Raw genomic sequence first — 12,448 nt, 5'->3', positions numbered from 1 at the left:
GTGCTGCTCGGAACGCTCATCGGTGAATTACGGGACGAGGACAGCGCCGCCGCGGCGCTTGCGGCTTTGGGCGACATCGTGCTCGCGGCCGAGATCGACGCGGCGCGCGTCGCCCATGACGAGAGCCCGGGCGAATACGTTTCCGGCGCCGTGCAGCGTTTCGCCCGGCTCGCGAGCGACGAGGATTGGCTCGCGCTGATGAACGCCATCGAGCGCGCCGAGGATCCCGGCCGCGCCGTGCTGGCGCGCATGCTGCGCTGGGCGCTCGCGCGCGACGCCGCCGAGGCGGCGCATGCCGCCAGGGAGCACGGCGAGGGTGGAACATGCGGCTGCGGGGGCGGAGGATCCTGCCATGCGCCTGCCTGAGCGGTCGCCGCAGAACGCCAGCGCGCCGGCCCGCGACGTGCTGGCGCTCGTCTCGCCGCCGGTCGCGCTGCTCGATACGCCGCTGGATTTCATTCTGGCGGATCATTTCCGCCAGCGCAGCCTGCTTGCCGCGCTGCGCTGCATCGCCGAGAGCGGCTTGGTGGGCCGCCGCGAGGCTGATGCGCTGCTGACCTTCCTCACCGGCGATTACACCCTGCATCATCAGGATGAGGAACTGGATCTCTTCCCGGCGCTGCGCCGGAGGGCACTGCCGGAAGACGCGCTCGATGCCGCGCTTTCCCGGCTCCTGGAGGATCACCGCCACGCCGAGCCGCTGATCGCCAAGCTCGTTTCGGCGCTGCGCGCAGCCGAGACGGCAGATCCGGTCCGGCTTGATGCCGGCACCTGCGCCGCGATGCAGGATTTCGCGCAAGGCGAGCACCGGCATCTGGCGATCGAGAACGGCATCGTGCTGGCGCTGGCCCGCGCCCGCCTCACGCGCGGCGATCTGCGCCGCATCAGCCAGAACATGAAGGCACGCCGCGGCGTGGCGGCCGGATGAGCCGCACACTCGATCACCTCTTCGACCGCAACGTCGCCTGGGCCGACGCGAAGACGCGCGAGGATCCGGATTTCTTCCGGCGCATGGCCGAGCAGCAGGCGCCCCATTATCTCTGGGTGGGCTGTTCCGACAGCCGCGTCACCGCCAACGATGTGCTCGGCCTCGATCCCGGCGAGGTTTTCGTGCACAGGAACATCGCCAATATCGTCCATACTAGCGATCTCAACCTTCTCTCGGTGCTCGAATACGCGGTCGAGCATCTCGAGGTGCAGCACATCATCGTCTGTGGCCATTATGGCTGCGGCGGCGTGAGCCGCGCCATCACCGAGCGGCGCGGCGCGATGCTCGACCATTGGCTCCAGCCGCTCACCATGTTCTACCGCAAGCATCGGGCCGTGTTCGATGCCATCGAGGATCCGGTCCGACGACTGAACCGCCTCTGCGAGATCAATGTCGAGATGCAGGTGCGGCGCCTCGCGGCGACGCCGATCATCGAGAATGCCTGGGGACGCGGCCAGAGCCTCAATCTCCACGGCTGGATCTATGCGGTCGATGACGGCATCCTCCGCGATCTCGGGCCGCATCTTACCTCTGTCGCCGAGCGGGACGCGCTGTCCTCGATCGACCAATGCGTGCTCGATCCGGTCGAGCCGCAGAGCGCCAAGCGCCGGCAGGCCATTGCGGCCTTCTCGGCGCTGGCGCTTGAGGAGGAGCCGCAACCGGGCCATGATCCGGCAGGCTGCGTCTGTTGCAATGGGCAGGGAGGCCCGAAGCCGTGAGCGAGCGGGAGACATCCATGCCCCCATCCGCATCCGAGCCCGCGATGCCGGTGCCCATCGGAGTCCTCGTGGCCTCCGACCGCGCCAGCGCCGGGCTCTACGTCGATCGCGGCGGCCCGGCGATCGAGGAATGGCTCGGCCGCGCGCTCGTCACGCCGTTCCGCAGCGTCTACCGGCTCGTGCCGGACGATCGCGCCGCGATCGCCGCCGCGCTGGCGGATCTCGCCGATCGCGAGCGCTGCACGCTGATCCTCACCACCGGCGGCACCGGCCCCGCGCCGCGCGACGTGACGCCGGAGGCGACCCGCGATGTCATCGCCCGCGAATTGGCAGGGTTCGGCGAGGCGATGCGCCAGGCGAGCCTGCGCGAGGTGCCGACGGCGATCCTGTCGCGCCAGCTCGCGGGCACGCGCGGGCGCAGCCTGATCATCAACCTGCCGGGCAAGCCGGCCTCGATCGCGACCTGTCTCGCCGCCGTCTTCCCGGCGGTGCCCTATTGCCTCGACCTGATCGGCGGCGACCGGCTCGAAACCGATCCGGCCTTCTGCGCGGCCTGCCGGCCGGGCGCCTGAACCAGACGAAGGATGCATCATGTCGGCCGCAGCAACCCCGATCACCGCCCTGGTCTATTCCGACAGCGCCGCCGCCGACCGCCTGCTCGGCGCCCTGGCGCGCGCGCTCGCCGCGCGCGGTTTCCGCCTTGCCGGCCTCGTGCAGCACAACGATTCCCGGCCGGGCCGCTCGCGCTGCGACATGCTGCTCGAGGATCTCGCGACCGGCGAGCGGGTCGGCATCTCCGAGGATCGCGGGCCGCATGCCCGCGGCTGCATGCTCGATCTCGCGCAGCTCGGCGAGGCGATGGCGCATGTCTCCCGTGCGCTGGCGGAGGGGCCGGACCTCGTGATCCTCAACAAGTTCGGCAAGACCGAGAGCGAGGGCGGCGGCTTCCGGCCGCTGATCGCCGAGATCGCCGAGGCCGGCCTGCCGCTGATCATCGGCGTGCCATGGCGCAACATCGAGAGCTGGCGGCTTTTCGCGGGGCCGCTGGCGCGCGAGATCGCGATCGAGCCCGGCGACGCGCCGGGCGTGTTCGAGACGCTCCTTGATGCGGTCGAAGGCGGAATCGGCCGGCCCGCCGCCGGCATTCCGGGCCTGGCGAGGCCCTGACGGAGACGCCCATGGGTCAGGACGGCGACAGGGGCCGAAAGGCCGGGGGCTCCGGGAAGGCCGGCAATCCCGATGTCTCGCTGGACAGAATCCGGGCCATCATCGGCATGGTCGAACTCGATTGTGCCTGCCGCGAGAAGCTCGATGTCGCACTGGCCCGGTTCGAGACGCTGGAGCGGCGTCGCGCCTTGCGCGGGCTGATCCACGACGCGCGCCAGCAATGCGAGCGCATTGCGGCCATGCTCGACCTGCTGCGCGAGCTGGACGAATTGCCGGTCGAGGAGCCGGACATCACGGTCTTCACCGAACTGGCGCTGCTCTTCGACACGATCGGCGAGGCGGCCCGCAGGGGGGGCGAGGATCTGCGCCGGTTCGAGGCACTTGCCGCCGCGCCCTGAGGCTCAGCGCAGCGGCGGCCAGAGCAGGATGCGCGCGTAGAGCAACGCGAAGCCGAGGAAGCCGAGACACCACGACAGCCCGGAAAGGCCGAGCAGCACCAGCATCGCCTCCGGCAGCAGCGCCGCGGCGATCCGCAGCAACGCCGCGGCGGTGATCGCGGCATAGACGAGCACCGTGCCGAGCGGCGCGGTCAGCGGCCGGCCGGAATGGCCGCGGCTCGCGCGGGTCATGACGGCGAGGGTCATCAGCCCGATCCCGCCCGAGGTCCAGGCATGGATCGCTGCCTGGTGCCAGCCGGGATCCTCGCCGAGCACCGCGATGGCGGCGAGGCCGAAGCCGAGCGGCACGAAGGCATAGGCGACATGCAGCACCATCACCAGCGGCTCGCGCCAGGTCCGGTCCGGGGCCCAGCGCAGGAGCCGCCAGAGATGCACCAGCGCCGCCACCGCCAGCGCCGCGCCGATCGGCGCGGCGAGGCCGGGCAGGTGCGTCGCAAGGATCCAGCCGGCGAGGGCGATGCCGCCGAGCAGCATGGCGGCAAGATCATAGCGGCCGAATTCGCGTGGCTCGCGGCCCGGATTGGCGCGCTTGATCCAGTTGCGGGTGAAGCTCGGCACGATGCGGCCGCCGATGATCATGATCAGCATCATCGTCGCGGCGATGCCGAGCCGGGTGCTGGTCTCGGCCCGGCCGAACACCGCGATCTCGTAATGGAAGAAGCCCTGCGCCAGAATCAGCGCGCCGAGCGCGACGAGAACCTTGAGGTTGCGCCAGTTTCGCCCCGCCATGACCTCGCGCGCCAGCAGCAGGCCGAGCGCCAGCGGGAAGGCGATCGTCACGCCGGCGACAAGGTCCGGCGCAAGCCCGGCCGAGAACGCCACGATCGCCCGGCCGCCGAGCCACAGCGCGAACAGCGCCCCGAGTGGCCAGCCGACCACCGGCAGCCGCCCGGTCCAGTTCGGCACCGCCGTCAGCAGGAACCCCGCGATCACGCCCGGAACATAGCCGAACAGCAATTCGTGGATATGCCAGTTGAGCGGCGCGAAGGCGCTCGGCACCCGAATGAAGCCGAGATACCACGGCACCCAGAGCGCGATCAGCAACGCCGCGAGCAGCCCCGCGCCGAAGAAGAACGGCCGAAATCCGTAGGACAGCACCGCCGGCCCCTGCCAGGCGCGCATCTGCTCCATCGTCGTCGCCATCCTCGCCCCGATTCTGAATATCCGACTTTGAACCCGTAAAATAGACCATGAAGGTCTATTGAACAAGGCGCCTTCGGCGTGGCTTTGATCTGGCGCAAGGCGCATGGCATGCTATGCGAAAAAAGGGCGGAAGGATCTCCGGGCCGCGATCTTCGAAAGGGATGGATGGATGCGCCTCACGGAGCAATCGCGCTATGCCCTGCTGACACTCGGCGTGCTCGCCGAGCATTATCCGAACGCCATCACGGTTGCGGAGATCGCGCGCGCGACGGGGATCACCGAGTTCAACCTGTTCAAGCTGATGAAGATCATCGCCAAATGCGGCTTTGTCGCCTCGGCGCGGGGGCGCGGCGGCGGGGTGCGGCTCGCAATGGCGCCCGGAGACATCAGCGTCGGGCAGGTGTTGCGTCGGGTCGAGCCGCGTTTCCAGGCCTGCGGCCCGGCCGACCGGCTCGCCGCCGCGACGCCGCCGACGCGGTTGGAGCGGCGCACCGACGAGGTGCTCGGCCGCGGCATGCGTGCCTTTCTCGAGGCGCTGGACGAGGTGTCGATCGCCGAGGCCCTGGGGGCGCCGCGCGAGATCGCTCAATCCGCCCTGGCGCGGAACACATAGCCGGCCACCGCGAGCCCCGCCAGCGCGCCGAGCCCCTGCATCAGCACGAAAAGCGGCACATGATGCAACGCGATCCCGGCGAAGCTGGTCGTGAAGCCGCGCGCGAGCGTCACCGCCGGATTGGCGAAGGAGGTCGAGGCGGTGAACCAATAGGCGGCGGTGATCGTCAGCCCCACCACCATCGGCACCGCCTCCGGCCGCGCCCGCAGCGTGCCGAGGATCGCGAGGACGAGCGTGAAGGTCGCGACGCCCTCCGCGAACCAGAGCCCGGCCCCGGCGCGCGCCGTGGTGCCGATCTCGAGCGGTGCGAGCCCGAACATCAGATGCGCGACCGCCGTTCCCGCGATGCCGCCGAGGCATTGCGCGACGATATAGGGGAGCAGGTCCGCCGCGGCGAGTTCGCGGCGCAGCGCGAAGATGAGGCTCACCGCAGGGTTGAAATGCGCGCCGGAGACCGGGCCGAGGATCGTGATCAGCACGACGAGGATTGCGCCGGTCGGCACGGTGTTGCCGAGAAGCTGGAGCGCGACGTCACGGGTGAGCTGCGTCGCCATGATCCCTGATCCGACGACGGTGGCGACGAGCAGGCCGGTGCCGAGCGCCTCGGCGGCCAGGCGGCGGGCGAGGGGGGCGGGCATCACGCCACCTTGCCGGCAAGCGCGAGCTCGGTCGCGCCTTCGAGGCGGCCGATCTCGGCCAGCGCCGCCTTCAGCGCGCCGAGATCCATCGTCTCGACCGGCAGATTGACGAAGGCCGTCACCCGCGCCGCCAGCCGCCGATAGGCGTCGAGGAAGGCGGCGCGCCGCTCCTCCTCGGTCTCGCCGACATCGGCGGGGTCTGGAATGCCCCAATGCGCCGTCAAGGGATGGCCGGGCCAATAGGGGCAGGCTTCGCCGGCGGCCGAATCGCAGACCGTGACGATGAAATCCATCTTCGGCGCCTCGGGCCCGGCGAATTCGTCCCAGCTTTTCGAGCGGAAGCCGGAAATGTCGTAGCCGAGTTCGGCGAGAAGCTTCAGCCCGACGGGATTGGGCGTGCCCTTGGGATGCGAGCCGGCCGAGAAGGCGCGAAACTTGCCCTTGCCCTCGCGGTTGATCAGCGCCTCGGCGAGGATCGAGCGTGCGGAATTGCCGGTGCACAACACCAGCACGTTGTAGGTCCTGTCGGTCACGATCGGGGTTCTCCGGATGGGAAGGAAGACGGTTGTCGCCCCGGGGGCACGGCCGGGCGGACGCAGGATTTCGGCGAGCTGGGCCGGGATCGCCTCCGCGGTTTCGGGGTCGAGCGCGTAGACGATCGAGCGGCCGTCGCGCCGCGAGCGGATCAGCCCGGCGCGTTCCAACTCGGCCAGATGGGTCGAGAGCGTATTGTGCGGCACCGCCACGAGCCGGGCGATCTCGCCCGCGCCGAGGCCGAAGGGCCGGTAGCGCGCCAGCAGCCGCACCACTGCGAGACGCGAGGATTGGCCCAGCGCCTGGAATTGCCGCACCAGTCGTTCGGGATCGAAGCCACCCGTCATCACGCCGGACCCGCCTATCGGTCGATATGTCGACGGATATCGACGTATCTTGGCGAGGTGACGATCTCATGACGGTTCCGGCGGCGCGCTGCCATCTCGGCTGGCCGAGGTCACCTCACGGGCGCGGGTCGGATCATGAGGAGGAGGCGCGCGTCTCCGCCGGAGCGGACGTCACGCCGGGACGGTCCTGGTCATTCGCCGCGCAGGCCGGGCGTGCCGCCTTCGCCGAGTCCGCCGAGATGGGCCTGCATATACATGGCCTCGCCGAGCTTCTTGACGAGTTCAAGCTGCGTTTCGAGGAAGTCGATATGGCCTTCCTCATCGGCCATCAGTTCCTGGAAAAGCTCGCGCGAGGGGAAATCCTTCACGCTCTCGCAATAGGCGGCGGCTTCCTGGTAGAGCGCGCGCGCACCGATCTCCGCCGCGAGATCGGCCTCCATCACTTCCTGGACGTTCTGGCCGATCTGGAGCGGATCGAGCACCTGCATGTTCGGGAAGCCTTCGAGAAACAGGATCCGGTCCACGAACCGGTCGGCATGCTGCATTTCCTCGATGGATTCCTCCCGCCATTTCTTTGCAAGCTCGTTGAGCCCCCAATTGTCGAGCAGACGGTAATGCAGCCAATATTGGCTGATGGCCGTCAGTTCGCTGCGCAGGCCCTTGTTCAGATAGTCGAGAACTTTATTGTCGCCCTTCATGGCACCTCTCTGGATTGCTCCGGATTGGAGCAATTCTAAACTAGGTGCATGCGAGCGAAAGTCCAGCCGGAATCGGCTCTCCGCTCATTCCGCCGCGATGGCGAAGGCCGGAACCGCATCGGAATCCTCGGTTTCGGCCGCGGCATGGCCCGGACAGGCGGGGCAGCTGACGGCGCAGGCGCCGGCGCGCGCCTCGCCGAGAATCCGCCGGACGGTGACGAGGCAGCGCCCGCAATCCGGCGCGCAGCCGAGGCAGCGATAGGTCTGCGCCGGCGAGCGCGGCGCGTGCGGCGGCTCGGACGCCGCGGCTTCGAGGATCTGCGCCCTGGTCAGCGCGTTGCAGGAGCAGATGATCATGCCGCCCCGCTCTCCGGGATGCGCTCCAGCCGCACCACGAGGTCGAGCCCCGCGATCCGGTAGCCGGGTGGCGGTTCGGGCAGCGACGAGATCGCCACCATCTCGGGCGGGATATCGGCGATGGCGCCGTCATCCTCGAACAGGAAATGGTGGTGATCGCCGGTATCGGTGTCGAACACCGCGCGGTCGCCGCCGATATTGACCTGGCGGATCAGCCCGGCTTCACGGAACTGGTTGAGGGTGTTGTAGACGGTCGCCAGTGCCAGCGGCGCCTGGACCTTGTTCGCCTCGTGGAACAAGTCCTCCGCCGAGATATGGCGATGGCCCTTGGCGAAGAGCAGCCAGCCGAGTTGCATGCGCTGGCGCGTCGGCCTTAGCCCCGCCTTGCGCAGCTTCATCCGCAGCCGCGCGACCGGGCAGGCGCTCTCGGGCAACTCGACTCCGCGCGCCGGGTGCAGCGTCGCGGGAAGGCGGGGGCGTTCGGTTTCGAGGGTCAGATCCATAGGGGCTACTTTAGAACGATTAAAAACTCTTACTTTTCATGATGTTAGAAAAATTCGACCAGATATGTCAAGTTTGGTGGTTGCGTGGAATGCGCTGTTATTGCGACTGCGACAATCTGTTCGGTCCGCGCCCGGCATCCTGCAAGGCCGGTCTGCGTCATGGGTGCAGATGCGCCGGCAGATTGTCACAACGCTGTCACGCAGGGCGCGCAAGAGGCGGCATTCATTCCATTCCGGAGCTTGCCATGCTGGGTCGCCGCCTCACCGCCCTCACGCTCTCGCTGCTCGCCGGCCTGCCGGTTCTCGCGCAGGAGGGGCCGCTGCTGCTCTATACCAGCCAGCCCAATACCGACGCGCAGCAGACGATCGACGCCTTCAAGGCGAAATATCCGAAGGTCGACATCACCTTCGTCCGCGACGGCACGCCGCGCGTGATGGCGAAGCTCCGCGCCGAGATCGCGGCGGGCGCCCCGCAGCCGGATCTGCTGCTGATCGCCGACAGCGTGACGATGGAGGCGCTCAAGGCCGAGGGGCGGCTGATGAGCCATGCCGGCGCCGATCTCTCCGCCTATCCGGCCGGGATCCACGACCCCCAGAAATTCTGGTTCGCGACCAAGCTGATCACCACCGGCATCGTCTACAATACCAAGGCGCCGTTCAAGCCGGAGAGCTGGGCCGATCTCCTCAAGCCGGAGGCGAAGGGCCAGCTCGTGATGCCGAGCCCGCTCAATTCCGGCGCGGCGCTGATCCATGCCGCGACGCTGACCGGCACGCTGCCGGGCGGCTGGGATTATTACCGCAAGCTCAAGGACAACGCTGCCCAGGCCGGCGGCGCCAATGGCGATGTGCTGCGCGCGGTGGCGACCGGCGAGAAGCTGTTCGGCATGATCGTCGATTTCATGCCGATCCGCGAGAAGGCCAAGGGCGCGCCGGTCGAGTTCGTGTTCCCGAAGGAGGGCGTCTCGGCGGTCTCGGAGCCGGTCGCGATCCTCAGCACCGCGAAGAACCCCGTTGCGGCCAAGGCCTTCATCGATTTCATGCTCTCGCGTGAAGGTCAGGAACTGGCGCTGAAGCAGGGCTATGTCCCGGCGCATCCGGCTGTGGCGCTGCCGGCGGGCTATCCCGCGCGCAACGCGATCCGCCTCATGCCTTTCGACGCCGGCAAGCTCCTCAAGGAGCAGGATCGCGTCCGCAAGGACTTCGCGGACATCTTCGGCCAGTGAGCGGCCGCCTTCCGGCGCGGGAGGCGCCGCTCGCCGGGGAGGGGCGCTGGCTCCTCCGCGCCGGCGCCGCGCTCGCGCTGCTGCTCTGCGCGCTGCCGATGCTGCGGCTCTTCACGGAGCCGTTCCGCGCCGGCAGCGCGGCGATCCTCGCCGAGCTTCTCCGCCCCGCGGCGCTGCGCGCGAGCTTCAACACGCTCGAGACCGGGCTCGTCTCCTCGGCGATCGCGATGCTGCTCGGCACCGCCGCCGCCCTGGCCCTGGCGATCACCGACATGCGCGGAAAGCGCGTCTTCGCCTTCCTGTTCGCGATGTCGATGCTCGTCGCGCCCCAGGTCATCGCGCTGGCCTTCAAGACGCTTGCCGGCCCGGCCTCGCCGGTGCTCGGCGCGCTCGGCCTCGCTCCGGCGCCCGGCGCGCCGAACCCGATGCTCGGGCGCGGTGGCATCATTCTCGTGCTCGGGCTTCACCACGCGCCGCTGGTGATGCTGGTCGTGCTCGCGGGCCTGCGCACGGTGCCGCGCGAGATCGTCGAGGCCGCGCGGGTCGACGGCGCCCGGCCGGGGCGGATCCTGCGCGACATGCTGCTGCCGGTGCTCGGCGGCCATCTCTCCGCGGCCTGGCTGCTGGCCTTCGTAGCGGCGATCGGCAATTTCGGCATCCCGGCGCTGCTCGGCCTGCCGGTGAATTACCTCACCATCCCGACGCTGATCTACCGCCGCATGACGAGCTTCGGCCCGGATGCGATCGGCGATGCGGCGCTGTTCTCGCTGCTGCTCGGGCTGATCGCCGGCGCGGCCATGCTGGTTTCGGGGCGGATCCTCGCCCGGCAGGCGGTGCCGATCGAGTTCGGGCGCCGGCTCGAGCCGTTCTGGCCGCTCGGCCGCGCGCGACCGCTGGTCGAGGTCGCGGCGGTCCTGGTGATCGGCATCGGTTTCGTGCTGCCCGTGCTCTCGCTGCTCGCAACGGCGCTCGTGCCGGCGCTCGGCGTGCCGCTGCGGGCGGAGACGATCACGCTGCGCGCCTTCGAGGAGGTGCTGCTGCGCCAGCGCGTGACGCTCGACGCGCTCGCCAATTCCTTCCTCTTCGCCGGGATCGCGGCGCTGGCGATCGGACTCATCGCGCTGCCGCTCGCCTATCGGCTGGAGCGGCGGCAGGGCCCGCTCGATGTCGTCCTGCGCTTCGCGATCGACCTGCCTTACGCATTGCCGGGGGTGGTGGTGGCGATCGCGATGATCCTGCTCTTCCTCCGCCCGCTGCCGCTGCTGCATGTCAGCCTCTACGGCACGGCCTGGATCATCATCCTCGCCTATGTCGCGCGCTTCCTTGCGCTCGGGCTGAAGCCGGTCGGGGCGGCGATGCGCCAGATCGACGGCGCCATCGAGGAGGCCGGCGCGCTCGACGGGGCCCGCTTCGCGCGGCGGCTCGGGATGCTGCTGCTGCCGGCGGTGCTGCCGGCGCTCACCGCCGGGATGCTGCTGGTCTTCCTCACCGCCTTCAACGAGCTGACGGTCTCGGCCCTGCTGTGGAGCGCCGGCACGCGGACGCTCGGCGTGGTGCTGTTCAGCCTCGACGAGGCCGGGCTCGCCAACGAGGCGGCGGCGCTCGGCATCGCGACGCTCGCGGTGGTGCTGGGTTTGATGCTGGCGATCGAGCGGCTCGCCGCGCTGCTGCCCGAGGGGGCCATCCCCTGGTCGATCGCGTCGGCGCGCCGCTGAGCGGGCGGCCCGGCGGCAGGGGGAACGGCCGGCCGCGGGGCCGGCCGTTCCGGGGTTGGTGGCCGGATGTCAGTTGGTCTTGTGCGGCAAGAGCTTCTGCACGTCCGCGGCCATGTCGGCGAGCACCTTCTCGGGCTCGTTGGCGCGCTTGCCGATGATGATCGAGTTGAGATGGTCTTTGATCACATCGGTGATCTTGAGACCGTTCTCACCGGGGAAGGCATACCATTTGGTGAGCAGCGCGAGCTGGCTCACGGCGGTATAGTTGTTCGGGTTCTGCACGTAGAAATCCTTGAGGTAGACCTCGTTGGCCTTCTTGTTCGGCGGCATGTAGCCTGTCGTCCGGGCGACGATCGCCGCCGCTTCCGGCCCGTGCCAGAATTTCAGCACCGTCCAGGCGGCCTCGCGCTTCTTGGCGTCCTGGGTCAGGATGATGCCGACATTGCCGCCGGCCGGCAGCCGGCCCTTGTCGGCGGCGACACCGGGGAAGGTCACGGTCTTGAGCGCGAACTTGCCGCCGATCATCTCGGTGATCTTGGCGAGGTCGGAGGTCGAGGTGAAATGGATGCCCGTCTTGCCGGCGGCGAAGGCGGCGCGCATGTCGGGCTGGTTGAGGTTCGGCATGCCGCCTTCGGTGACGAGGCGGGCGATGGTGCGGATCGCCGCCTGGCCTTCCGGGCCGTCGAAGGCGACCTTCCGCTCGTCGGGGGTCAGCATCGCGCCGCCGAGCGCGAAGACCGGCGCCTGCCAGAGCCAGTTGCCGGTGATGTCCCAGGCATAGGTGACCCCGTTGGTGTCCCCGCCGAGCGCCTTGACCTTCTTCGCGAGGGCGAGCACCTCGTCCCAAGTCCTGGGCAGCGCGTTGACGTCGCCGCCGGCCTTCTTCACCAGGTCGAGATTGACATACATGACCGGCAGCGAGATCGCGAAGGGCAGGGCGTAGACCTTGCCGTTCATCGTGCCGATATCATACATCGCGGCATGAAAGCCGTCGGCCTCCATGGTCTTGTCGGCCTGGATATAGCCGTCGAGCGGCTGGGCGATGCCGCGATCGACGAAGATGCGGATGCGGTTCAGCCCCTGGAAGGTGATGTCCGGCATCTGGCGGGTGATCGCCTCGCGCAGGACCTTCTGCGTGCCTTCCTCGTAGGATTCGTAAGGCGCGCGGAACGTGACCTTGATGTCCTTGTTGCGCTTCGCGAATTCCTCGGCGATCTGCTTGTGCGTCTCGTTGAAGAGTTCGCCGTAAGGGTACTGGATGACGATTTCGGTCTGCTGCGCGAGGGCCGGGATGGCGCAAAGCGCCAGCGCGGCCGAAAGCAGGCTGTGCTTCAGCATGTCTCTC

15 protein-coding genes and 1 pseudogene are annotated in these 12,448 nt (G+C 68.9%); 9 read left to right on the top strand and 7 right to left on the bottom strand.

What is annotated here, in order from left to right; genetic code table 11:
- The 6 genes and pseudogenes from FWJ24_RS13990 (at position 1) to FWJ24_RS13965 (ending at position 3,272) form a co-directional block, all read left to right on the top strand.
- Entirely contained in the window at positions 1-366 is a 366-nt protein-coding gene (locus tag FWJ24_RS13990) for a hypothetical protein (protein ID WP_206110860.1), read from the top strand.
- The gene (locus tag FWJ24_RS13985) at positions 353-928 is read left to right on the top strand and encodes a hemerythrin domain-containing protein (RefSeq protein ID WP_166443736.1); all 576 of its coding nucleotides are present in this window, start codon (positions 353-355) and stop codon (positions 926-928) included. Before FWJ24_RS13990 ends, FWJ24_RS13985 begins: the two co-directional genes overlap by 14 nt.
- Positions 925-1,506 (top strand): annotated as a pseudogene (locus FWJ24_RS13980) (carbonic anhydrase); the annotation flags it as partial. The gene FWJ24_RS13985 and the pseudogene FWJ24_RS13980, both read left to right, overlap by 4 nt.
- A 251-nt stretch (positions 1,507-1,757) precedes the next feature.
- On the top strand, positions 1,758-2,279 hold the full coding sequence (mog, locus tag FWJ24_RS13975) for a molybdopterin adenylyltransferase (RefSeq protein ID WP_206110863.1): 522 nt from the start codon (positions 1,758-1,760) through the stop codon (positions 2,277-2,279).
- 19 nt (positions 2,280-2,298) lie between these two features.
- Positions 2,299-2,874, top strand: coding sequence for a DUF2478 domain-containing protein (locus tag FWJ24_RS13970; protein WP_150288449.1), 576 nt, complete (start codon positions 2,299-2,301; stop codon positions 2,872-2,874).
- A gap of 11 nt (positions 2,875-2,885) precedes the next feature.
- A complete protein-coding gene (locus FWJ24_RS13965) occupies positions 2,886-3,272 on the top strand; it encodes a hypothetical protein (RefSeq protein WP_150288448.1) in 387 nt (128 codons plus the stop codon).
- 3 nt (positions 3,273-3,275) lie between these two features.
- Here FWJ24_RS13965 and FWJ24_RS13960 read toward each other — a convergent pair whose 3' ends face one another.
- Complete coding sequence (locus tag FWJ24_RS13960; RefSeq protein WP_150288447.1) at positions 3,276-4,475, bottom strand: NnrS family protein; 1,200 nt, start codon at positions 4,473-4,475, stop codon at positions 3,276-3,278.
- 169 nt (positions 4,476-4,644) lie between these two features.
- On the opposite strand from FWJ24_RS13960, the gene FWJ24_RS13955 reads away from it, so the two are divergent.
- Complete coding sequence (locus tag FWJ24_RS13955; RefSeq protein ID WP_166443735.1) at positions 4,645-5,088, top strand: RrF2 family transcriptional regulator; 444 nt, start codon at positions 4,645-4,647, stop codon at positions 5,086-5,088.
- Here the strand turns inward: FWJ24_RS13955 and FWJ24_RS13950 are convergent.
- The 5 genes from FWJ24_RS13950 to irrA all read right to left on the bottom strand — a co-directional run bounded on the left by FWJ24_RS13950 (position 5,061) and on the right by irrA (position 8,165).
- Positions 5,061-5,726 (bottom strand): aquaporin, encoded by a 666-nt coding sequence (locus FWJ24_RS13950; protein ID WP_150288445.1) that lies wholly within the window; start codon positions 5,724-5,726, stop codon positions 5,061-5,063. The genes FWJ24_RS13955 and FWJ24_RS13950 overlap by 28 nt on opposite strands.
- Positions 5,726-6,607 (bottom strand): metalloregulator ArsR/SmtB family transcription factor, encoded by an 882-nt coding sequence (locus tag FWJ24_RS13945; RefSeq protein ID WP_150288444.1) that lies wholly within the window; start codon positions 6,605-6,607, stop codon positions 5,726-5,728. The genes FWJ24_RS13950 and FWJ24_RS13945 overlap by 1 nt, the downstream gene beginning before the upstream one ends.
- A 191-nt stretch (positions 6,608-6,798) precedes the next feature.
- Positions 6,799-7,305 (bottom strand): bacterioferritin, encoded by a 507-nt coding sequence (gene bfr, locus FWJ24_RS13940; protein ID WP_150288443.1) that lies wholly within the window; start codon positions 7,303-7,305, stop codon positions 6,799-6,801.
- Positions 7,306-7,389: 84 nt separating this feature from the next.
- Positions 7,390-7,662, bottom strand: a complete 273-nt coding sequence (locus FWJ24_RS13935; RefSeq protein WP_150288442.1) for a (2Fe-2S)-binding protein — start codon at positions 7,660-7,662, stop codon at positions 7,390-7,392.
- Positions 7,659-8,165 (bottom strand): iron response transcriptional regulator IrrA, encoded by a 507-nt coding sequence (irrA, locus tag FWJ24_RS13930; protein WP_150288441.1) that lies wholly within the window; start codon positions 8,163-8,165, stop codon positions 7,659-7,661. Before irrA ends, FWJ24_RS13935 begins: the two co-directional genes overlap by 4 nt.
- Positions 8,166-8,410: 245 nt before the next feature.
- Between irrA and FWJ24_RS13925 the strand changes: the two genes are divergently transcribed.
- Together FWJ24_RS13925 and FWJ24_RS13920 are read left to right on the top strand one after the other, a co-directional pair.
- Positions 8,411-9,388, top strand: coding sequence for an ABC transporter substrate-binding protein (locus tag FWJ24_RS13925; protein ID WP_150288440.1), 978 nt, complete (start codon positions 8,411-8,413; stop codon positions 9,386-9,388).
- Positions 9,385-11,103 (top strand): ABC transporter permease, encoded by a 1,719-nt coding sequence (locus FWJ24_RS13920; RefSeq protein WP_246155698.1) that lies wholly within the window; start codon positions 9,385-9,387, stop codon positions 11,101-11,103. Before FWJ24_RS13925 ends, FWJ24_RS13920 begins: the two co-directional genes overlap by 4 nt.
- 69 nt (positions 11,104-11,172) lie before the next feature.
- On the opposite strand, the gene FWJ24_RS13915 is transcribed toward FWJ24_RS13920, so the two are convergent.
- A complete protein-coding gene (locus tag FWJ24_RS13915) occupies positions 11,173-12,441 on the bottom strand; it encodes an ABC transporter substrate-binding protein (RefSeq protein ID WP_150288439.1) in 1,269 nt (422 codons plus the stop codon).
- Positions 12,442-12,448 lie beyond the last annotated feature (7 nt).

The organism is Rhabdaerophilum calidifontis (assembly GCF_008641065.1).
GTDB lineage: Bacteria > Pseudomonadota > Alphaproteobacteria > Rhizobiales > Beijerinckiaceae > Rhabdaerophilum > Rhabdaerophilum calidifontis.
The sequence above is the reverse complement of the archived record's forward strand: the minus strand, read 5'-3'. Positions and strand labels throughout refer to the sequence as shown.